Annotated in this window: 21 protein-coding genes (1 of these 21 running past the window's edge); 6 read left to right on the top strand and 15 right to left on the bottom strand. The window is 54.4% G+C overall.

Going from position 1 to position 21936, the window contains the following annotated elements:
• Window positions 1-608, bottom strand: the 5' portion of a protein-coding gene (katG, locus tag ACHZB8_RS13875) for a catalase/peroxidase HPI (RefSeq protein WP_316861182.1). The gene continues 1570 nt to the left of window position 1, outside the view; only the first 608 of its 2178 coding nucleotides appear in the window; its start codon is at window positions 606-608; its stop codon lies beyond the left edge, outside the window.
• Window positions 609-773: 165 nt separating this feature from the next.
• Here katG and ACHZB8_RS13880 point away from each other — a divergent pair, with 165 nt between their 5' ends.
• Window positions 774-1682 (top strand): LysR substrate-binding domain-containing protein, encoded by a 909-nt coding sequence (locus tag ACHZB8_RS13880; protein ID WP_316861183.1) that lies wholly within the window; start codon window positions 774-776, stop codon window positions 1680-1682.
• 58 nt (window positions 1683-1740) lie between these two features.
• Here ACHZB8_RS13880 and ACHZB8_RS13885 read toward each other — a convergent pair whose 3' ends face one another.
• The 6 genes from ACHZB8_RS13885 to ACHZB8_RS13910 form a co-directional block, all read right to left on the bottom strand.
• Entirely contained in the window at window positions 1741-2517 is a 777-nt protein-coding gene (locus tag ACHZB8_RS13885) for a FadR/GntR family transcriptional regulator (RefSeq protein WP_316861185.1), read from the bottom strand.
• A complete protein-coding gene (yjfF, locus tag ACHZB8_RS13890) occupies window positions 2463-3452 on the bottom strand; it encodes a galactofuranose ABC transporter, permease protein YjfF (RefSeq protein WP_316861208.1) in 990 nt (329 codons plus the stop codon). The genes ACHZB8_RS13885 and yjfF overlap by 55 nt, the downstream gene beginning before the upstream one ends.
• A complete protein-coding gene (locus ACHZB8_RS13895; protein ID WP_316861187.1) occupies window positions 3452-4498 on the bottom strand; it encodes an ABC transporter permease in 1047 nt (348 codons plus the stop codon). Before ACHZB8_RS13895 ends, yjfF begins: the two co-directional genes overlap by 1 nt.
• Complete coding sequence (locus tag ACHZB8_RS13900) at window positions 4495-6006, bottom strand: sugar ABC transporter ATP-binding protein (RefSeq protein ID WP_316861188.1); 1512 nt, start codon at window positions 6004-6006, stop codon at window positions 4495-4497. The genes ACHZB8_RS13895 and ACHZB8_RS13900 overlap by 4 nt, the downstream gene beginning before the upstream one ends.
• A gap of 191 nt (window positions 6007-6197) precedes the next feature.
• Window positions 6198-7151, bottom strand: a complete 954-nt coding sequence (gene ytfQ, locus ACHZB8_RS13905) for a galactofuranose ABC transporter, galactofuranose-binding protein YtfQ (protein WP_316861189.1) — start codon at window positions 7149-7151, stop codon at window positions 6198-6200.
• A 333-nt stretch (window positions 7152-7484) separates the two neighbouring features.
• Window positions 7485-8123: a TetR/AcrR family transcriptional regulator gene (locus ACHZB8_RS13910; RefSeq protein ID WP_316861190.1), complete on the bottom strand. Its 639-nt coding sequence runs from the start codon at window positions 8121-8123 to the stop codon at window positions 7485-7487.
• Window positions 8124-8394: 271 nt separating this feature from the next.
• On the opposite strand from ACHZB8_RS13910, the gene ACHZB8_RS13915 reads away from it, so the two are divergent.
• A complete protein-coding gene (locus ACHZB8_RS13915; RefSeq protein WP_316861192.1) occupies window positions 8395-9621 on the top strand; it encodes an efflux RND transporter periplasmic adaptor subunit in 1227 nt (408 codons plus the stop codon).
• Between the two features lie 2 nt (window positions 9622-9623).
• Window positions 9624-11582, top strand: coding sequence for a MacB family efflux pump subunit (locus tag ACHZB8_RS13920; RefSeq protein WP_316861193.1), 1959 nt, complete (start codon window positions 9624-9626; stop codon window positions 11580-11582).
• A gap of 141 nt (window positions 11583-11723) precedes the next feature.
• Here the strand turns inward: ACHZB8_RS13920 and ACHZB8_RS13925 are convergent, their stop codons facing one another.
• The 7 genes from ACHZB8_RS13925 to ACHZB8_RS13955 form a co-directional block, all read right to left on the bottom strand.
• Complete coding sequence (locus ACHZB8_RS13925) at window positions 11724-12554, bottom strand: glycerophosphodiester phosphodiesterase family protein (protein ID WP_316861194.1); 831 nt, start codon at window positions 12552-12554, stop codon at window positions 11724-11726.
• A gap of 67 nt (window positions 12555-12621) precedes the next feature.
• On the bottom strand, window positions 12622-13533 hold the full coding sequence (locus tag ACHZB8_RS13930) for a glycerophosphodiester phosphodiesterase family protein (protein ID WP_316861195.1): 912 nt from the start codon (window positions 13531-13533) through the stop codon (window positions 12622-12624).
• A gap of 2 nt (window positions 13534-13535) precedes the next feature.
• The gene (locus tag ACHZB8_RS13935) at window positions 13536-14273 is read right to left on the bottom strand and encodes a DUF1868 domain-containing protein (RefSeq protein WP_316861196.1); all 738 of its coding nucleotides are present in this window, start codon (window positions 14271-14273) and stop codon (window positions 13536-13538) included.
• An 8-nt stretch (window positions 14274-14281) separates the two neighbouring features.
• Window positions 14282-15346, bottom strand: coding sequence for a sn-glycerol-3-phosphate ABC transporter ATP-binding protein UgpC (locus ACHZB8_RS13940; RefSeq protein ID WP_316861197.1), 1065 nt, complete (start codon window positions 15344-15346; stop codon window positions 14282-14284).
• Window position 15347: 1 nt separating this feature from the next.
• Window positions 15348-16265, bottom strand: coding sequence for an ABC transporter permease subunit (locus ACHZB8_RS13945; protein WP_316861198.1), 918 nt, complete (start codon window positions 16263-16265; stop codon window positions 15348-15350).
• A 4-nt stretch (window positions 16266-16269) separates the two neighbouring features.
• A complete protein-coding gene (locus ACHZB8_RS13950; RefSeq protein WP_316861199.1) occupies window positions 16270-17154 on the bottom strand; it encodes a sugar ABC transporter permease in 885 nt (294 codons plus the stop codon).
• Between the two features lie 93 nt (window positions 17155-17247).
• Window positions 17248-18552, bottom strand: a complete 1305-nt coding sequence (locus tag ACHZB8_RS13955) for an extracellular solute-binding protein (protein WP_316861200.1) — start codon at window positions 18550-18552, stop codon at window positions 17248-17250.
• 227 nt (window positions 18553-18779) lie between these two features.
• Between ACHZB8_RS13955 and ACHZB8_RS13960 the strand changes: the two genes are divergently transcribed.
• A complete protein-coding gene (locus ACHZB8_RS13960; RefSeq protein WP_316861201.1) occupies window positions 18780-19937 on the top strand; it encodes an ROK family transcriptional regulator in 1158 nt (385 codons plus the stop codon).
• A 57-nt stretch (window positions 19938-19994) separates the two neighbouring features.
• Window positions 19995-20450, top strand: coding sequence for a secondary thiamine-phosphate synthase enzyme YjbQ (locus ACHZB8_RS13965; RefSeq protein WP_316861202.1), 456 nt, complete (start codon window positions 19995-19997; stop codon window positions 20448-20450).
• Between the two features lie 77 nt (window positions 20451-20527).
• On the opposite strand, the gene ACHZB8_RS13970 is transcribed toward ACHZB8_RS13965, so the two are convergent.
• Window positions 20528-21139, bottom strand: a complete 612-nt coding sequence (locus tag ACHZB8_RS13970) for a DUF2799 domain-containing protein (RefSeq protein ID WP_316861203.1) — start codon at window positions 21137-21139, stop codon at window positions 20528-20530.
• A gap of 212 nt (window positions 21140-21351) precedes the next feature.
• Between ACHZB8_RS13970 and ACHZB8_RS13975 the strand changes: the two genes are divergently transcribed.
• Window positions 21352-21936, top strand: a 585-nt coding sequence (locus tag ACHZB8_RS13975) for a penicillin-insensitive murein endopeptidase (RefSeq protein WP_316861204.1), incomplete at its 3' end; no start/stop codon positions are given.

Raw genomic sequence — 21936 nt, forward strand, 5'->3', positions numbered from 1 at the left:
CGGTTGTCACTTGCCGCAAGCCATTCTTTTTCAGCACCCCAATAGGTGTCTTTCTCGGGGTGCCATATGTCTTCGCGGCCAAAGGCGAAGCCGAAGGTCTTCAGACCAGCCATTTCATAAGCAATGGTGCCCGAGAGAATGATGAGGTCGGCCCAGGAAATCTTGTTGCCATATTTCTTTTTGATTGGCCAAAGCAGGCGGCGACCCTTGTCGGTGTTGACATTGTCAGGCCATGAATTGAGCGGCGCAAAACGCTGGTTGCCGGTGCCACCACCGCCGCGGCCATCTGCCAGACGATAGGAGCCTGCCGCATGCCAGGCGACACGGGCGAACATGCCAACATAGCTGCCCCAGTCCGCAGGCCACCAGTCCTGACTATCGGTCATGAGATCGCGCAGGTCCTGCTTGAGGGCTTCGAAATCAAGTGTCTTGACTTCTTCTCTATAATTGAAGTCCTCTCCGTAGGGCTTTGTCTTGGTGTCATGCTGATGCAGGATGTCAAGATTGAGGGCATTTGGCCACCAGTCCATGACGCCGGTTCCCATCGAAGTGTTGCTGCCGTGCATGACCGGACATTTGCCAGTCGATTTCATATCATTCTGGTCCATTTGATCCTCCAGACGCTTCGTGCGTCTCAGTGTTTTCAAACATTCATGTTCGGAGCATTCTATCCTTGGTGCCGTTGCCCCCGTGACGGCGTCTTAGATGCAAATTATCAAATCTTAATGATAAAAGGAAATTGCATTTTCTTTGCGTTGTGATAAGATTTTCTAATGACAAATCTCTCCATGAAACAACTCCGCTATTTCGACGCCCTTGCTCGCCATCGCCATTTTGGACGCGCTGCGGAAGAATGTGCGGTCACGCAGCCAGCGCTATCGGTGCAGATCAAGGAGCTGGAAGAGCTGATCGGAACCCCCTTGGTCGAACGCTCTGCGCGGCAAATCCACTTGACCGGATTCGGCCTGTCCTTTGCTGAAAGAACAAGAGATATCCTACGTTCCGTACATGATCTGGAAGAGTTTGCCCGCTCCAACAATGGACAGCTTGGTGGGCAATTCCGGTTTGGAATCATCCCTACGGTGGCCCCCTATCTGCTGTCATCCTTCATCACCGAAATGATGGCCTGCTATCCCGGTCTCGACCTCAGGCCACGGGAGGCGAAAACACAGATTCTCATTCAGGATCTTATGGAAAGTCGACTTGATGCGGCGATTGTCGCGCTGCCAATATCAGAACCGACCATCCGTGAACTTGCACTATTTGATGAGGAGTTTGTGCTGCTTCGTCCGGCATCGGAGGTGGATAAACCCATTCCATCTCCTGACTTGCTGCCGGAGATGCGACTTCTGCTGCTGGAAGAGGGGCATTGTTTCCGCGATCAGGCCCTTTCCTACTGCTCAGGCAAGGCAAGCTCGACGCGCACCCTGATGGAAGGCAGTTCCCTGACAACGCTGGTGCAGATGGTCGCGGCCGGGATTGGTGTGACACTCATTCCGGAAATGGCGGTGGATCTCGAGACCGGCTCTGCAAAAGTGTCGGTTTCACACATGGCCGACCCGCGCCCCAGCCGCACGATCGGCATGATCTGGCGCAAAAGCAACCCGCTTGAAGAGCAGTTGCTCGAAATAGCTGAGATTTTCAGGAAAATCGGAACAAGCGGAAAGACGGGTATGTCATGAGGGCCCATGCGGTCGACGGCATGACCTCAGAAGCTTTTGCCTGAAGCCTTCAATGCGATCAGGTCAGTCTTTCCTTGTCGACGATGATGGCCTTGGCCATGGTCTGCTCGGCGTGGGTCGCCTCGCCCCGCCGGATCGCATCGACCAGAGCGCCATAGATATCGATTGACGCCAAACGCTCCGTTTGCGACCGGTCGATATGAGGCTTGCTATATTCATGCTGGTAGACCGAGAAGAGCGCCGCCTGAACCATGTCGCCAAGTGATGACAGAAACCGATTACCGGACATGTGCAGGATCGATGTGTGAAATTCGATGTTGGCAACCGCAAAGGATATATTGTCCTCGGCGCTTTTCATTTGCTGATAGTAGCGCAGAAGATGAGCATGCTCTTTTTCCGAAGCCCGCCTCGCAACGAGAGAGGCCGCAGCTGGCTCGAAAATGAGCCGGATTTCATGCAATTCTTTAAGGAATGGCCCGGGTTTTCGCAAGGATGCATGCCAGCGCAGAACATCGGGGTCGAACATCGACCAGTCCGAGGAGGGGCGCACACGCGTCCCAACCTTGGCCTTGGAATGCAACAGACCTTTGCCGACCAGCGTCTTCTTGGCTTCCCTTATCACGGTGCGCGATACGCCGAACATTTCCTCCAGATCGGGATCCAGTGGAATCATTGTTCGTTCGGCGTAATCACCCGATACGATTGCCATGCCAAGCTGATCAACAACCTTGGAGGTGTTGTTGAACGCTTGCTGGGACGCTACTCCGCCGGTCGTCAGGCTCATGATCGCATCGCGAATTCTGTTGTTGGTTTTCTTCTCGCTGTGGTCGCCCACGCCAGTACCTTCTGTAGCATGATAAAGGTGAACAAGAGGATGCCAATCACAATCTTGGTCCACCAACTCGACAATGTGCCATCAAAGACAATATAGGTCTGGATCAAGCCGGAGATCAAAATACCAAAGAAGGTTCCTGCGACGAAGCCGGTGCCTCCACTGAGCAGTGTGCCACCGATAACCACCGCAGCGATCGCATCAAGCTCCACACCCACGGTCGAAAGTGAATATCCCGCCGAGGTATAGAGGGAGTAGACAATCCCTGCGAGCCCTGCCAAACCACCTGATACGGCATATATCAGAATTGTTGTCTTGGCAATGGGAACCCCCATGAGCTGCGAGGTATGGATACCACCACCAAGCGCATAGACATTCTTGCCGAAACGCGTGCGATGAAGCGTAATCATGGCGGCGATATAGACCAGCAGCATGATGCCACCGATCAGCCTGAAGCGGCCACCTCCAGGAGCTTTCCAGTAGATCGACTGCAACACGTCATAGAATTCATGGGTCACAGGGACGGAATCTGTCGACAGGACATAGGCCATACCCCGCATGAGGAACATGCCCGCCAGCGTCACGATGAAGGCCGGCATTTCGAGATAATGCACGATTGCCCCTTCGGCTGCGCCAAAGGCAATGGTGATGGTGAGAACCATGCCGAAGACGATCACCGGATGGATGTTCGTTTCGCGCAGGACCACAGCGATGAAGACACCGGTGAAGGCAATCACCGCGCCAACGGAAAGGTCAATGCCGCCGGTCAGGATGACGAAGGTCATGCCAACAGCGGTGATGCCAAGAAAGGCATTATCGGTCAGAAGGTTGGCAATGACGCGGGTTGAGAACATGCTCGGGAAGACCCAGATGCAAAGCATGTAGGCGATGACAAAGGTCGCCATGGTCATGTAGAGCGGCAATCGAGGCGATTTCATCATGACAGGCTCTCCTTGGCAGTTTGATTATTCTGAGTATCGTTTTCTTTTGGCTGCGATGGTGGTGTTGTTGCCCGGAAGAGATAGATCGCGTGCTGCACAGCCGGGGATTGAATGAACAGGATCACGATGATCAGCAATGCCTTGATGACCAGGTTGAATTCTGGTGGCATGCCGGACAGAAGGATCACCGAGTTGACCGACTGGATAATCAAGGCACCCAGCAGCGAGGCAACGATGGAGAAACGACCTCCCAAAAGCGAGTTACCCCCGATGACCACTGCCAGAATGGCATCAAGCTCCATCCACAGGCCCGCATTGTTCGCATCCGCCCCCTTGATATCGGCAGCCACGATCACCCCGGCGATTGCGGCACAGAAACCGCTGACCAGATAAACCGCAACCAGCAGAACACGGGAGTTGATACCGGCCAGCCGGGAGGCCGTCTCGTTGATGCCGATTGATTCGATCAGCATGCCAAGCGCGGTGCGCCGGACGACATAGACAACGAAAATACCCAATATGATCCAGATGAAGACCGGAGTTGGCACACCAAGGATCGTCCCGGCACCAAGATGGATGAGACCGGGATTGAGGAAGGTCATAATCTTGCCTTCTGTGATCAACTGGGCAATTCCTCGCCCGGCAACCATCAGAACCAAGGTCGCCACAATCGGCTGGACCCTGAGGTAGGAGACGAGCAGACCATTCCATGAGCCACATGCCAGCCCGGCAAGGATGGCTGCGAGCAAGGCAGGTACCCAACCGCCGCCTTCGGTTACAACTGTTGCGGCAACCGCCCCGGCAATCGCCATCACCGCACCCACGGACAGGTCAATCCCCTTGGTGGCAATAACCAGCGTCATTCCTATCGAAAGCAGGGCCACAGGCGCGCCACGGTTGACAACGTCAATCAGGTTACCAAACAGGCGACCATTTTGAAATTCGATGGAAAAGAACCCGGGAAAGACGAGGAAGTTCAGAAAAAGAACCACTGCCAGAATCACGAGCTGTGGTGCTATGCGTCGTAACGTGTCGCCAATCATTGATTTGCAACCTCCTCTTCGGCGATGGACTGCACAATCGCCCCGATGGAAATATCGTCCCCGCTTAGTTCTTTCACCTGACGGCGGTCGCGCAACACGATAATCCGGCTTGAATAGATGATCAGTTCTTCAAGCTCGGATGAAGCCACGATGAGCGCCATGCCCTGCTCTTGCAGGGACTGAATGAGTTCGATGATTTCGGCATGGGCCCCGACATCGATCCCGCGGGTTGGTTCATCCAGAATGAGAATGTCAGGCTCGGTTGCCAGCCAGCGCGCCAGAAGCGCCTTCTGCTGGTTGCCCCCCGATAGCAAGCGGATCGGCATATCAAGACTGGCCAACCGAATATCGAGTTTCTTGACATAGTCTTCCGCTATCTTCTGGGCGCGTGATCGGGTGATCGGGCGGGTCCAGCCGCGTCGGGCCTGCAATGAGAGAATTATATTTTCGCGGACAGACAGATCCCCAACAATACCCTCCGTCTTGCGATCTTCGGGACAAAGCCCGAAGCCCAGCCGGATTGTCGAACGCGGATTGTCGAGACGGACCGGTTTGCCGCGCAATTTCATGGATCCCTGATCGGCAGGAGCTGCGCCGAAGATGAGGTTCGCGGTCTCGCTTCGACCAGAACCAAGCAGGCCAGCCAAACCAACCACTTCTCCCTCGTGCAGGATCAGATCGAACGGCTCGATATCGCCGCGACGCCCCACACGTTCAAGTTCAAGAATGGTGTCCCCGACCTGTTTCCCGTTGCCTTTTCTTTCCAGCGCTTCAAGCTGCCGGCCCAGCATCATGGTAACAATCTCGGTCTGGGTGACGTCGGCAAGTGTGCGCGTGCCAACCACCCGACCGTTTCTCAAAACGGTCGCCTTGTCCGAAATCTCGAAAACCTGATCGAGGAAGTGCGTGATGAAGACGACGGCCATGCCTCTCTCGGTCAGTTTGCGAATGACGGAGAAGAGCAGATCAATCTCGTCCCTGTCGAGACTGGCGGTTGGTTCATCCAGAATGAGCACCTTGCCCGCAAGCTCAACCGCCCGGGCGATGGCAATCACCTGCTGGATGGCAATCGGATAGCTTGAAAGAAGCAGGGTCGGGTCGATTTCAAGACCAAATTCGGACAGAACCTGTTTTGAACGCCGCACCATCTCACGGTTGTTGATCATGCCGAAGCGCATCGGTTGCCAGCCCAGAAACAGGTTTTCGGCAACGGTCATGTTGGGAAGCAGGTTGACTTCCTGATAGACGGTGCCGATACCAAGCGCCAGACTGCTCTGCGGATCTCGGGGATTGATTTCCTTGCCTTCCAGCAGAATCGTTCCCGCATCCTTCTTGTAAGCGCCGGTCAGACATTTGATGAGGGTGGATTTTCCTGCTCCATTTTCACCAAGCAGGGCATGAATCTCACCGGCATGCAGGGTGAGCGATACGTCATCAAGCGCTATGGCGCCTGGAAAATATTTGGAGATTCCGGTCGCTTTCAGGACCGGTTCGGGGGTCGTAGACATGGTTTGATCCTGAAGGCTGCCAAACTTTGGAGCAGATGCATTGAAAACGCCCCTGCCCTTTCTTCTTGCTCAGCCTCGTCCCTGACCAAATGCAGCACCACCACAATTGTCGGAACGCGCCAAACAAAAGCCGAATATTCGAGGATGGTGGGCAACATAACCCTGCCCACCACCAAGGCAAATGTCAAAGATCAATAGCCAAGGCTTTTCTTCATTTCGTAGATGGCTTTGTTGTCATCTTTCTGAGTGTAAAGCTTGGATTCGGTCTGGACCCATTTTGGAGGCATGGAGCCGTCTTTCCAGTAAGCATCGAGAATATCGAATGCCGGGCCAGCCATGTTTGGTGTCAACTCGACGGTTGCGTTTGCTTCGCCATTGGAAATTGCAAGATGCATGTCAGGCACGGCATCGATAGCCACGACAAGAATGTCTTCGCCCGGTTTTGCGCCTGCTTCCTTGATGGCCTGAATGGCGCCAACGGCCATGTCATCATTGTGAGCATAAAGAGCGCAAATATTTTCAGCACCTTCAGCTTTCAGGAAGCTTTCCATGACCACTTTACCCTGAGCGCGGGTGAAGTCGCCGGTCTGGCTGCGAACGATTTTCAGATTTGGAGCGTCAGCAATTGCTTTCTCGAAACCTTTTTTGCGGTCGATCGCAGGAGAAGACCCGGTGGTGCCCTGAAGCTCCACAATGCGGCAGTCTTTGCCAGCGGTTGCATCTTTAAGCCATTTACCGGCAACTTCACCTTCGAAAACGGTGTCCGAGGTTACGGCTGTCATGTAAAGGCTGTCATCGGAGTCGACTTTGCGGTCGAGCAGGATGACGGGGATTTCAGCATCTTTTGCTTCTTCAAGCACAGAGTCCCAACCCGTTGCAACAACGGGAGCAAGGAAGATCGCGTCAACGCCCTGGGCGATGAAGCCGCGAAGAGCCTTGATCTGGTTTTCCTGTTTTTGCTGAGCGTCGGCGAATTTCAGAGTCACGCCGCGTTTTTCAGCTTGCTGTTTGGTGACTGTGGTTTCAGCAGCACGCCAACCGGATTCAGACCCGATTTGCGAAAAACCAACGGTTTTGCCAGCAGCCATTGCAGTGAGCGGTGTAAGAACGAGCGCACTGGCGAGCAGAATGGAGCTTAGTTTCATAGTTTCCTCCCTATAGAAAAAGTCTCCCACAAGGCATTAAGTATTACTTATTCCCAATCGTAAATGGATGATTCGGCTACTTTCATGGGCGATTGGATCAAGGCACGTAGACCAAGGTATCACCCGTTAGACTTGTCTTTGAAGATTATTCGAGATCACAATAAGTTGGCTTTTTCTTGGAATATGACCTGACGGACTGCGCGACAGGCCGCGCGAAGGCGAAAAGCGGACCCTTGTGGTACCCAGCGCGAAAAAATCATTCAATTTACGCCTTTCCGGTGTCCATGATCGCACCCATTCGGCACCCCAGAAACCATCTGGACCGAAGCCGGTTCAAGGCTGCAATCCCTTGATCAAGATTGTGAGGCAATGGCCGAGATAGTCTTTTCGGTCGGCGGCTCCTGGCCATTTGAGTTGCCTTGTGAAATTCAGGGAGGAGGCTCCAAAGACAACATCCATCAACATCTGGGCGGTGAAATCGGCATTGGAAACCGAAATGCGGCCCAGTTGCTGCTGGTGCTCGAGCCAGTCCACCAGAAGGGCCCTCGCATGGTCGGGGCCGTGTTCCTGCAAAATCGGCCCCAGTTCCGGAAACTGACGACTTTCTTCAATGAACATGGTCAGGAGCGCAAGGCGGCGCTGTTGTGCCTTTGCATCGATATCAATCTGAAAAATACGATAAAGGGCCTCGATCATGGGCAAATGATCATAGTCTGCGGGCAAGGCGACCATCGAGTGCCGATGTTCTTCAACGACCGAGGCAAACAGTTCCAGCTTGCCGGGAAAGATCTGATAGACCGTGCGCAGAGACACATGCGCAGCCGCGGCGACCTTGCTGACCGTCGTGCCGCGATATCCCTTCTCCAGAAACAAGGGCCAGGCCGCATTGGTGATGGCCTGCCGATGGGCAGCAACCGAAATCTGCTTGGGGCGACCTCGGCTGCGTATCTGTGCTTGTCTACTCTCAGCCATTGGCTCAAATCTTTTCTGAATTTCTTGTAATTGTTTCAAAATGTGTCGTTACAATTTTTGAATTTACAACCCGGAATAATAAGGGTAACCGATATTACCAAAAATATCCACGTTTCCGATCGTCGAGACCGCATTTGTCGCAAAAGCCAATAAACGACCAGCAGTGACATGGAACAATTCGGGCAGCCCATGCATGAGCTTGCTTGTTTATACGTCCTGATATCGGGTGCGGATCAGACAAAACCAGCACAGCCATAATCCGAGGCAAAGAATGAAAAAGCGAAGATGGCCAATCGTGTCCCTGATTTTCCTGCTGCTTGTGGGAGCCAGTATCTGGTACTGGATTCACCTCAAGGACCAACCCAAAGCGAGCTTTGCCACCGCCACGGTTAAGCGGCAGGATATTGAACAAACCGTTCTGGCCAGTGGCACTCTGCGGCCTGCGCGTCTTGTGGCGGTCGGTGCCCAGTCTTCGGGGCGGATCCTGTCCATGAAAGTTGCACTTGGCGACGAGGTCAAGGCAGGCGATCTGATCGCCGAGATTGATCCGGCCAGCCAGAAAAACACGCTTCTCACGCAGCGGGCAGCGCTTGAGAAATATGAAGCGGAGTTGATGGAAAAAGAGGCAAGCCTTGTTTTGAACCGCAAGTCTCTTGATCGCCTCAAACAGCTTCTGGACAAGAAATCGGCATCGCAATCGGATTATGACAGCGCCGTGGCGGAAGTCGATGTCACTGTTGCGCAAATCAGGCAGATCAAGGCCTCGATAGAAGAGGCCAGACTGGCGGTTGAATCGGCCCAGCTCTCCCTTGATCGAACACAAGTCACGGCGCCCATCGACGGCACTGTCCTTGCAGTTGTCACGCAAGAGGGCCAGACCGTCAACGCCTCACAGTCCGCTCCGACAATCGTTGTTCTTGGTCAACTCGATCAGATGACGGTGCGCACCGAGATTTCCGAGGTGGACATATCAAAGGTCAAAGTGGGCATGCCGGTCCATTTCACTGTGCTGGGTGACCCTGAAAAGGTCTATCATGCCAAACTGGACTCCATCGAGCCAGCGCCTGAATCCATTTCCAGCGACAGCAGCATTTCCTCCAGTTCCTCCTCTTCGAGCAGCAGTTCCTCGTCATCGACTGCCATCTACTATTTTGGCAATTTCACCGTTCCCAATGAAGATGGCAAGCTCAGGACCTACATGACCGCAGAGGTCCATATCGTTCTGGGAGAAGCCCATCAGGTACTGGCCATTCCATCGACGGCCCTTGGACCAGCAGGTCCGGACGGGGCCTATATGGTCCGTGTACAGGATGAGAATGGAGCGGTTGCCGTTCGGCGGGTTGAAATTGGCCTTAACGACAAGGTCATGGCCGAGATCAAATCGGGCCTTCAGGAAAACGAGCGCGTAGTTACCGGCAATATCGAAGCTGCAAAAAGCTCTGATACCAAAAGCGGTGGCAGAATGGGACCGGGCGGTCCGCCGCCGATGGGGCTTTAGGCATGAGAGAACCGCTCATTCAGCTTGAGAAACTTCGGCGGGACTTCAAATCCGGAGATACCGTCGTCTCTGCCCTCAAGGATGTGGACCTGACGATCGAAGCAGGTGAAATGGTCGCCATCATCGGCACGTCAGGCTCAGGCAAATCGACATTGATGCACATTCTTGGCTGTCTTGATCAGGCAACCAGCGGCAGCTATCGGATTTCCGGCAAGGAGACCAAGCTGTTCGACAGCGATGATCTGGCAAAGCTCAGACGGGAATATTTCGGCTTCATCTTCCAGCGCTATCATTTGCTCTCCGAGCTCGACGCATTGGGCAATGTGGAAATCCCGGCGGTCTATGCCGGTGTCTCATCAGCCAAACGGGATGAGCGCGCGGAAAAGCTGCTCACACGCCTTGGCATGGGGGACAGGGTCGACCACCGCCCCAGCCAGCTTTCCGGTGGTCAGCAGCAACGGACATCAATCGCTCGCGCCTTGATGAACGACGCTGAGATCATTCTCGCCGACGAACCGACCGGGGCGCTCGACAAGAAAAGCGGCGAGGAAGTGCTCGCCATTCTCAAAGAGCTTAACAGGGAAGGCCGGACGGTCATCATTGTTACCCATGATCCCGATATCGCGGCCCGCGCAGAGCGTGTCATCGAGATCAGCGATGGTGAAATCATTTCCGACCATAGATCCGAACCAATCGCCCCCGATGAAGCGGCGGAGCAACCACGCCCGTTGATGACATTTGACAAGAAAGGTGGAGGCGGCTTTCTCGGTCCCTTGCGTGAGGCTTTCGGCATGGCGCTTCTGTCGATGTGGGCACACAAGTTGCGGGCCTTTCTCACCATGCTCGGCATCATCATCGGAATTGCCTCGGTGGTCAGCGTCGTGGCGCTCGGGCAAGGGTCACAGCAGCGGGTCCTCGAAAATATTTCAAGCCTTGGCACCAACTCGCTCGAAATTTTTGCAGGGCGCAGTTTTGGCGACGTGCGGTCTGCGCGCATCACGACCCTCGTCGTCGATGACGCCACACAATTGACCAAGCAACCCTATGCCATGGCAGTGACCCCGACAGTGTCGACCCAGAGCACCATTCGCTTTGAAGCCAATGAGGCCAACGCTCAAGTGAATGGCGTAAGCGAGCAATATTTCTCTGCCAAGGGGCTCGAGCTATCCGAAGGTCAGTTTTTCGATGCTCAAAGCGTGAGAGACTTTGCGCAGGAAGTGGTGATAGACGAGAATACCAAAGACGCGATTTTTGATGATGGCATCGACCCGCTCGGGCGGATCGTTTTCATCGGCAAGGTTCCGATGCGCGTGGTCGGCGTGACAGCAACCAAACAGAGTGGATTTGGCTCCAGTCAACGCTTGTCGCTCTATTTGCCCTATACCACGGTGCAGGCCCGTTTTTTGGGCGACAGCACCTTGCGCAGTATCACCTTGCGGGTGAAAGACGATTTCGACATGGACTATGTCGAGAGTGCCGTCACCGAGTTTCTGACCCTGCGCCATGGCTCGAAGGATTTCTACATTCTCAATACGGACGACATTCGCAAGACCATCACCAGCACGACCCAGACCATGACCATCCTGATCGGCTCGATTGCGGTGATTTCCCTGATTGTCGGAGGCATTGGCGTGATGAATATCATGCTGGTCTCGGTGTCCGAGCGCATTTCCGAAATCGGGGTTCGAATGGCCGTTGGAGCCCGGCAGAATGATATTCTTCGACAGTTTCTGATCGAGGCCGTTCTGGTTTGCCTTGTTGGCGGCTTTGCCGGCATTGGTCTGGCGCTTGGATTTGGTGCGGCCTTCAGCTATTTCAGTTCGAGCTTTTCCCTCGTCTATTCGAGCACATCGATCATTGCTGCCGTGCTCTGCTCGAGCCTTATCGGCATCGTGTTTGGCTATTTGCCAGCCCGCAATGCATCGCGACTGGATCCCGTGGCTGCGCTTTCAAGCGAGTGACCTTGTCCATTTGCAAGCGCCGGATGTTTGACCATCCGGTGCTGTTGCGATTTGCCACGGCCCCTTTTCAGGGCAGAGAAGGAGGGAAAGCATGTGCTGAGACGGCCCATGAGCAGAGCATGAGGCCGCGCACCCTGCTGCTCAGCCATTTCTTTGCCCGCGCCAGGCTGCCAGTGCCTCCGGCTCGTCGGTCTGGACAATTCCGATACCTGCATCACACATCCGGCCCCAGATCTTTTCGGGATCTTCAAGCGCCTTGCTGTCAAGAAGATCATCGCATGCAACCGAGTCGAGCGTATTGACCCAAATGGTCAAACCGGCCTTTCTGAAGGCATCGGCGTTCTCGTGCATCAGTGCCAGTTCATCGAATTTGCTTTCTACCACATTGGCTCCGACAGATTGAAGCAACGCAATCTGCTCATCAATATGCGCCCCCTCAAAGCGCACCATGGGCATGACCATCAGGCCATAGGCCTTTTCAAGCTCCGTGAGATAGGCCGCCTGTTCAGCGGTCTGAACCTTGATCTTGATATCCACCTCTCCGGTCACCCCCATATCCGCAGCAAGGCTTGCGACGTCTGCGAGATGCTCAAAGGATTTGACGTCAAGATCGAGGAAGAGCTTGCCCCTGGCCGTTTCCAGAGCCTCGGCCAGGGTCGGAATGTGATGGCTGGTCAGGCCAGCTCCCTCGCCACCCTTGCCATTGCGCATGGGCAGGGACTGAAGGTGGGCGATGGTCAGATCCTGGGCCTTCGTCACATTCCCGGTCATGCGGGTCAATTGCCAGTCATGCATAAGAAACAGGACGCCATCGGCGCTTTTCTGTATATCAACCTCGACAATGTCATATTGCCCGGCAATGGCAGCCTCGATCGCTGCGATGCTGTTTTCCGGTGCATGGTGCCAGGCTCCACGATGGGCAACAATGGCCGGCCGGTTGACGATATCCTTGACGAAAGCGCGATACTTCATGGTCTTGTCCTGTCATTAAAAATGAGCGTGAAACCGAGCCGTCGGGAACACGGCCCATATCACGAGATTATTTTTCAAATAGCGGTTTGACGGTCAGGGGATAGTCGGTCTGAAAGGCGCGTGCGCCGCTTCCAAGAACCCTTTGCCAGGTGGAAACATCTCCCTGCTCGATGTCCCGGTCCGGTTTTGCCAGCCCATTGACCCACAGTCGAATACCAAGCTGTTTTGCCTGGATTGCCAAATCGGGAGTGATGAGCCCGGCGCTGATTTCAACGGCTTTGACATCCTCGCCAAACAGCGCCTTGAGTTCGTGCAGTCGTGCAATCTTGTTGTCTGCCTGATCAAGGGAATGAAGCGGCGAAGCGCCGGTGGCGTCGTAAATCGCCTTCAGTTTGTCAAGGCTTGGATTGCGAACCATCAGATTGTCGGTGCCATAGGTACGAACCAGTTTGCCCAGTTCTTCGGCCTGATAATCCTTGACGTCAAGATCAATGAGAATCCGCCCCTTGGCGATTTTGAGCGCTTCCTCGAGGGTTGGAACGGCATGGTCAGCGGAGGTTTCTGCCTTGAGCTCCAGCGTGTTGATCTCATCTGACTTGTAGAAAAGAATCGCGTTGTCGGCGATGGCAAATGCGCCAAAGCCGGGAACTTTGGGCGGACCATCCGGAAAACGGGCCTGAACGTTCGTGGTGCGATCCAGCGAACGATCATGCATGAGATAATGTACATGATCGGCACTGACGCGGACATCCAGTTCGATCATATCGATGCCCGCATCAATCGCGGCTTTGATTCCAGCCAGAGAATTTTCCGGAAAGCCGAACCCGTTGGCACGATGGGCGATCAACACAACGGGTTGATCGCCTGCAAACCGTGTCCGGATTGATGATACGTCGGAGGGTTGGGCAGTGACGCTGCTGGCGGGCGCGCACAGAGCGATCGCCAGCAGAAGACAATTGACGAGAGAGCGAGCCGACATGGTCAGTCCTTCAAGTATGAAACAGGTTCGAAATGATGCATGGTTTCAAAATTGCAAAATTCAATCGGGCCGATAGGGATGGACTGAAGATCCTCTGAATAGCGGGCGAAAAGCCCGTCACCGAAAGAAACAATTTCCTCGGCGGCTTGAGGGTCAACCCACTGAAGAAGGTAGGCGAGTGTTACGTGAAATATGTAGCGATCATGATCCTTGAAGCGGATTGACGTGACCTCGGAGAGCTGGTCACGGACGGCCCGAAGGGCCTTTTCATCCGCTTCGCTGGCACCGGTCATGGTCAGGGAATGGCAGGTAAAGAGGTCATGCGCCGACACTGCAACACGGCTCGGAAAAGACTGATCCGCGAGCTTCTCGACAAACCGGGCGGTGACGTCATCGCGCATCTCGCCAAACGGAATATCCTTCGGCCAGCCCTTTTCATGGCTGGAGCAGACCGACGTCACCCCCTGAAAGATGGTCATGTGAAAGCTTTGCGGGGGAAGGAACGTGAAAAAACGCCCATGCGGGCTTTCCATGATCTCCCGCTGCATTTGGACCAAAGCCGAGAAAGCGCGGCTCTGTTTGTCGATATGGCAGATGAAGGTGTTGCCGGGAAAGGTAAGGACCTCGCCCTGATGGGTGAATTTTCCGCCACCATCCACGCTGCTTATCGCTTGCGGAAAGGGGGTGGACGAGAGTTGTCCGGTCAGGAACCTGATGGGATCTGGTCTTGAAATATACATGCCTGGTCTTAACTGATTGCTTTTTGTGTTTCTGGATCAAAGAGGCGGATACGGCTGTCGGAAAGTCTGATCTTCAGATCAGACATGGCAGGTGTTTCCTCATCGTGAGGGCGGGAGATCTGGATCTGCTGACCGTCACTCAATTGCGCAACCATCACGAAATGCGAGCCGAGATCTTCTATATATGTAACATCGGCCTGGGGTCCATCTGCTTGTATCGCGACATGCTCGGGTCTGATTCCCAAAATGAAATCTCCCTTTTTGGACCCCACGGCAAGGATGCTGCCGTCGCCGAGGCGGTAGTGGGATCCATCGCCTGTCACGTTGATCAGATTCATCGCCGGAGAGCCAATGAAATTGGCAACAAATGTGGAGGCAGGGTGATTGTAAATGACCGATGGTTTATCAAATTGTTCGATTTGCCCCTTGTTCAGAACCATGATCCGGTCGGCGAGCGTCATGGCTTCGACCTGATCATGAGTGACGAACACCGATGTCGCCTTGATGCGCTTGTGAAGGGAGGACAGCTCCATGCGCATTTCGTGGCGCAATTTGGCATCAAGGTTGGAAAGGGGTTCGTCAAACAGCATGACCTTTGGCTCACGCACAATCGCTCGGGCAATGGCAACACGCTGCCGCTGGCCACCGGACAGCTGGCCCGGACGTCTGTCAAGATACTCTTCAAGAGAGACAAAACGCGCCGCAGCAACGACCCGTTCGCTCCGCTCGGCCTTGTTCACCTTTGCGACCTTGAGCGAATAGCCGATATTTTCTGCAACGCTCATGTGCGGATAAAGGGCATAATTCTGGAACACCATGGCGCAGCCCCGGTCTTTGGGCTCCATGTCCTGCATTTCAACGCCACCGATCAAGATCTTGCCACCACTGACCACCTCGAGCCCGGCAATCATGTTGAGCAAGGTGGACTTGCCACAGCCCGAGGGGCCGAGAATGACGGTAAATTCACCGTCATGAAGGCAGGCGGACATCGGCGGAATGACTTCCAGATCATCGAACCTCTTGGACAGATTGTTCAACTCGATCTCGGCGGATGTCGTCACTGTCTGTTTCATCTTACTTCTCCGTCAGTGTCAGGCCACGAACGATATGGCGTTGCATGAAGGCAATCATCAGCAGGGGAATAACCGAGACCATGACAGCACCGGCCATGATGGCGGGATATTGGGGCACTTCACCGGGTATTCCCGGAGAGAGGCGGGCGAGGCCGACGACGGCCGTTTGCATTTCCGGGGTCGAGGCGGCAACCAGCGGCCAGAGATATTGGGTCCAGCCACCCAGAAACATGATTAGGAACAGCGCAGCGAAATTGCTTTTCGAGAGCGGCATGAGAATGTCCCAGAGAAAGCGGATCGGTCCGGCGCCATCCATCTTGGCCGCCTTGCTGAGATCGGCAGGCAGGGAGCGGAAATACTGGCGGAACAGGAAAGTCCCGGTTCCGTTTGCCAATAACGGTGCAGCAAGACCGAAATAGGTGTTCAGAATGCTCAGCTTGTAATGTGGGTGATGACCGGAGATCAGTTCGATGATGCGGGCAATGCCCGTGAATTCCAGAAAGGCATTGACCGGCAACATGACATTGGAGGCGACCTGATAGGTGGTGATGAAACGCAGCTCCAACGGCATCAGATTGGTCACCAGCACCATGGCAAAGATGATGCCGCCATAGCGGATGCGGAAATAGACAATGGCATAGGCGGTCAGAAAGGCAATCACACATTTGATGGTCGCCATCATGGTCGCCATGATGATCGAGTTGAGGATCTGGCGCGGCAAATGGGTTGTTTCGATCACGATCGAGATATTGTCCAGAAAATGGGTTCCCGGCATGAAACTGAACCCGTTCCTGACAAAATCCTCGTAGGACTGGGTTGCTGTGACAAGAGTGATGACAAGTGGAAACAGGATGAAGATCATTCCCGTGGCAAGCACGATATTGGCTGCACGATCCACGCCTTTTGTTTTTTCAATCATGGCTCTAGCGCTCGTATCTGACTTTCTTTTCCAAATAGAAGAATTGGAAAGCAGCAAGGGAAATGACCAGAATCATCAGGATTGTCGACTGGGTCGAAGCACCTGAAAGATCGTACCCCTTGAAGCCATCGACATAGATTTTATAGACCAGAAGCGTCGTTGCACCGCCCGGCCCGCCTTCGGTCATGGCATCGATGATGCCAAATGCTCCGGTCACGCTTTCGGTGAATTCCAGCACGAAAACCAGAAAAAGCTGGGGCATGATCATAGGGATCTGAATGTCGCGAATGCGCCGCCAGGCGCTTGCGCCATCCATTGCAGCGGAATGATGCATGGAAGCGGGCACGGACTGAAGACCGGCAAGAAGAATGACAAAGTTAAAAGGAATGCCGCTCCAGACCTGAGCGGCAACCAGCATCACAAAGGCATCCTTGCCATCTATGCCGGGCTGCCAGATGCCGGGAAAAAGGTCGTTGAGCGGTGCGAGGATACCCAAGAAGGGATTGAAAATGAACAGAAAGACGACACCCAGCGATGCGCCTGCTATGCCTTTCGGCCAAACCAGAATGTTCCGCGCCGGCATGGCAAGGCGCACCTTGCGGTCAGCCGCAACGGCAAGAAATAAGGGCAATATCACCGCAAGGCTTGAGGCGGTGACCATGAACAACAGTGTGCGTTCAGCCGCCATCCAGAATTCAGTGTCGGTCAACACCCGGAGATAGTTCTGCATGCCGACGAATTGAGAGCCGCCACCGAAGGGGCGCTCGAGGGTGAAGGACCAGAAAAAGGCCATATAGATCGGTATGTAAAAGAAGAGGATGATGAGCAGCAGCTGCGGCAAGGACAGGAGCAGCGGCAACCATCGTCTGTGAAACTGAGAATTGTTCATCTGACAACGTCTCTTGACTGCTTGGCGTGACAATCAGGGCCGGCCAGAACCGTGGCCGACCCCAATGACCTAAATGAAGAGAAGGCGTTTGACTTACGGGAGTTTCACGCCCTTGTAGGTCTGCTCGAAACGACGCAACAATTCATCGCCACGCTTTTTGGCCGCATCAAGAGCAACCTGCATTGTCTGCTCGCCGTTGAAAGCCTTCTGGGTCTCTTCCTTGAAGATATCGCGGAACTGCACATAGAAGCCCAGACGAAGGCCCTGGCTGTCTTCCGATCCCGGCATGTTGAGGGATGCGACGCCCATCTCGGCGGTGGCAAATTCCAGATCGTCGGACTTGCCGCTTTCCTTGAGCTTTTTCATCGCGGACATGGTAACGGGCATATAGCCGGTCATGCGTGTGAATTCGATCTGCTGATCATCTTCGCGAAGGAAGTCGAGGAAGGCTTTTGCTGCCTCGATCTCTTCAGTGCTGTGGCCTTTCATGACCCAGATCGATGCACCACCGATGAAAGTATTGTGGCGCTCGAACCCTTCATACATCGGCGCCATGGCCAGCTTGACCTTGTCGCCCAGCGCCTTGAAGGCCGCGCCATAGGATCCGGTAGAGCCTTCCATCATGGCGCATTCGCCAGCATTGAAGGCGTCGGTATATTTGCCTGCTTCGGTGTCCTGATTCAACTTGACCAGACCGTCCTTGCGCCAGGTGTAGAGATTGTTCAGGTGCTCGGCGACCTTGCCCTTGTTAAAGCTGTATTCGGCATCAAGACCAGAATAGCCATTGTGGTTGGTTGCGATGGCCAGACCATGACGTGCGGAGAATTGCTCCAGAACGCGCCAGGGATGCGCATCGGTCACGAATGGGCAGGCATGGCCAGCGTCCTTGAGCTTGACAGCCACATCATGCAACTCTTCCCAAGTCTGCGGCACTGCGGTTACACCGACTTTTCCAAGCTGCTCCATGTTGGCATAGAAAAGCAGGGTAGAGCCGTTGTAAGGCTGAGACATCAACTCGCCCTTGGAAGTCTGATAATAGGAACGAGCGCCCACATTATAGTCGCTCCAGTCGACGTCCGGCATGATTTCACTGACAGGCACAACGGCGCCGGACAGCATCAGGTCGAGGGTGCCTGCATCGAAAAACTGGATCAGAACGGGATGCTCGTTGGAGCGGAATGCTGCAATTGCCTTTTGCATGCCTGCTTCATAGCCACCCTGGCCCACACATTTGACGCTGTGTTCGCTCTGGCTTTCGTTAAACAGTTTACATGCATTCTGGATTGCCTGTTCAGGGCGGCCGGTATTGCCGTACCAGAACTCAATATCGGTTGCCTGAGCTGCGCCAGCCAGTGCAAGCGTTGCAACTGCGGTAGCAGCAAACAGTTTGGTTTTCATATCATCGTCCTCGAAAACTATCAGTGATCAATCGTTTCGCAATTCATAGGGGCCTACGCGGAGGCGTAATCGCCAGACTAATTACTACACTTTATGTGTGACATTGATATGAAGCTCTTCCAGGCACCACCGGTCTGCTTGTTGTGAAACTGTCATTTCTTCGTTATAAACTGTCATCAAACCGGTTGAATCGTGGCTATTTTTGAACTTAAACTGTAATAATGGACATGCATTCCTACAATCCCAGCCCATTGATTTCCAATCTCTTTCGTCGTGAAGGGCGGGTAGAGGATATTGTCTCGAGGAACGAGCGTGCACTTCTTAGGGAGATCTGGTCAAAGCCGGGGTCTTCTCGCGCCGAGCTCATATCGCGCCTTGACATCACGCAGCAATCGGTACACCGCATCGTCGAACATCTGGCCGACAGGGAAATCCTGAGACTGGGAGCGCCAAAGCCTGCTTCCGGGCGAGGCCAGCCAAGCCCCACCTTGCAGCTCAATCCCGATTGGGCCTATAGCATCGGCATTTCGCTGAACACGGACAAGGTCGATATCGTCCTTATGGATCTTGCTGGCAATTTCAGCACGCGTCGCGTTCAGATTCGCGACAAATCCATGGCTTCGGCGCTCGACGAAATCCTTGCCGCAGGCAAAGCGCTGGCAGAGGAGCGCAATCTTTCGGAGGACAAGCTGTTTGGTGTCGGATTCGGCATCGCCGGATATCTGGTTGAAGGAACCAAATACAATGCTCCCCTGCCCTTGCATGAATGGTCTCTGATCGAGCTTGGGCCGCTACTCTCGGAGCGGTTCGAAGCTCCGGTCTGGACCGAGAATGGCGCCAACACCGCGGCCATTTGCGAAGCCATGTTCGGGGTTGGGCGCTACATCAAGTCTTTCGCCTATCTCTCCTTCAATTTCGGCTTTGGTGGTGGCATCATCGTCGATGGCGAATTGTTGCGTGGCGGGCATGGCAATGCTGGCGAGATGAGCGGGATTTACGATTCCGGTGAAAATTACAAACGGCCAGCCCTCGAGTTTCTTCTCAAAAGCCTTGCCAAACACGATGTGCCGGTCGATTCGATCAATCAGCTCGCCCGCAATTTCAAACCCGACTGGCCTGGCGTGGCAGAATGGATCGACATGGTCACACCGTCGCACAATCGCATCATCAACGCCTTGAGTGCGATTATCGACCCGCAAGCCATCGTCTATGGCGGCGAAATACCCAGAGAGCTGGCAGAAATGTTGATTGCGCGGGCAAAATTCTTCAATCGTCCACGCTATGGCGTTCCGCGCAAGGTGCCCAAACTGATCATTTCGGAGCTGGCAAGCCAACATCCGGCGATGGGCGCTGCCATGTTGCCGTTCAAGGCCGAATTGATGTAGATCTGGATATATGGCATCAGGATCAACTGGTGCCCGACATCTCGGGAGCCCTGCGCAATGCCTCCACCTGCCAATCTGCCATCGGGCTTTGAAGTCCTTCACGGAACACTTGAATTCAGAAGTGCGCCGAAAAGCAGCCGCCCCATTTCATCGGAAATCTCCAACTGGCTCCGATCCTCGGGGGCCATGTCGGGCACGCTTACGGTTTTCTGCCAACACACATCGGCATCCCTGACCATTCAGGAGAATTATGACCCGACGGTGCAGGAAGACCTGCTACGCTATCTGGATGATATTGCGCCCGAAAACCGGTATTACGAGCATTCGCTTGAAGGCCCCGACGACATGCCGGCCCACCTCAAGACCCTTCTGACTTCAGTCAGTCTGACGATCCCGGTGCAATCGGGGGCCATGGCGCTGGGGCAATGGCAAGGTGTCTATTTGCTGGAACACAGGGCGCACTCACACAGCCGTCGCCTTCATCTGACCTTCACCGGTTTCGTGAAGAAATAAGACGTGACATCCGAACGGTGTTACTCGCCCTCCGGCCAGCGTCCTGCGGCGATTCGGGCCATTGGCAATGGCTCTGCTCAGGTCTCGGAAGAAACCGAGAGCAGAAACTCGTCGGCGGCAAGCAAGGCCTGGCCCCGCTCAAACCGCAAGCGGTCCAACTCGAAACGTATTTGGTCCCGATCTCGCATGAGTGCCGGCAGATCCTTGTTGCGCTCTGAAGCCTTTGTCTTTTCCTGCGGCTTGCCCTTCTTGGGTGCCTTCGCTTCGTGCCGGGCATCGGTGATCAGCCGTTCGGTCCTCGACAGCTCAAGCTCCAACTCGGCGATCCGGGTTTCCAGCTCATGCAACGCACGGCCCCGCAAATAGCCTCGCAGGAATTCCGCCTCGCTCGTCTTGTGACAAATGGAGTTATATTCATACCCGTTGCGCCCGACGGAAAAACCGTTGGTGGGAGTGCAATAGGTCACCAGTCCCTTTTCATAGCCCTGCATGTAAGCGTTGGGATCGGGAATGATGTCATAGCGCTCACAAGCGTCCTTGTGCTCCTTGAGACGATCAGACTGATGGCCTTCGATTGCGTCCCTGGTTCCGATATTGCCCCAATCTCCCCCGACACATTCTTCCTTGCTCAAGCTGGCGCAGCCACTGAGAAAAACTGAAAACAGAAGCAGAAAGGGAGAAAATCGCATGACATTCTCTTGAAGTTGTTGAGCAGAAACGGAATTTGGACAAGATACCACAGTTTGCAACGCAGGCGAGTCATTTCAGCTTGATTCGGCATGCTCCACAAGCTCGTAAAAAATGCCGCAATCAGGAGATAGCAGTTCAGGGCCACATTTGGTTAATATTTTGTTTATAGAATCATCCCCAATCTGACCCCCTGTCTCCTCGGAGCCATACCATGCGAGCAATCGGCATCAAGACGGAAAAGCGGCCCTTGTTTAGTCAACCTCACGAAAAATCGCTTCCCTCGCTCTCACGAGCCTGGTTTGCCGTTTGTATTCTTTTAGCCACCAGCGCTCTGGGATCGAACGGGGCCGGGGCGCAGACGCCGGCCAAGCAGCTTTTTGGCAGCAAGACACTGCCCGCCAATTTGCAGGCCCGTTCTCTGGGCTCCTATGCAAGGGGATGCCTTGCAGGCGGTGTTGCCATGCCGGTTGACGGACCGGCCTGGCAGGCCATGCGACTGTCGCGCAATCGCATCTGGGGACACCCCACCCTGATCGCCTTTCTGGAGAAGCTGGCGACGGATGCCAGGCAATATGATGGCTGGAACGGTCTGCTGGTTGGTGACATCGCGCAACCGCGCGGCGGTCCGATGTCTTCAGGACATGCCTCCCATCAAATCGGACTTGATGCAGATATCTGGCTGCGTCCGATGCCTGAAAAACGCTTTACAAAGCAGGAGCGAGAAAGGGTGTCCGCCATTTCGATGCTGAAGTCTGGCACGCGAACAGTCGACATGAGCAAATTCACGTCGGCCCAT

The organism is uncultured Cohaesibacter sp. (assembly GCF_963556055.3).
Classification (GTDB): Bacteria; Pseudomonadota; Alphaproteobacteria; order Rhizobiales; family Cohaesibacteraceae; genus Cohaesibacter.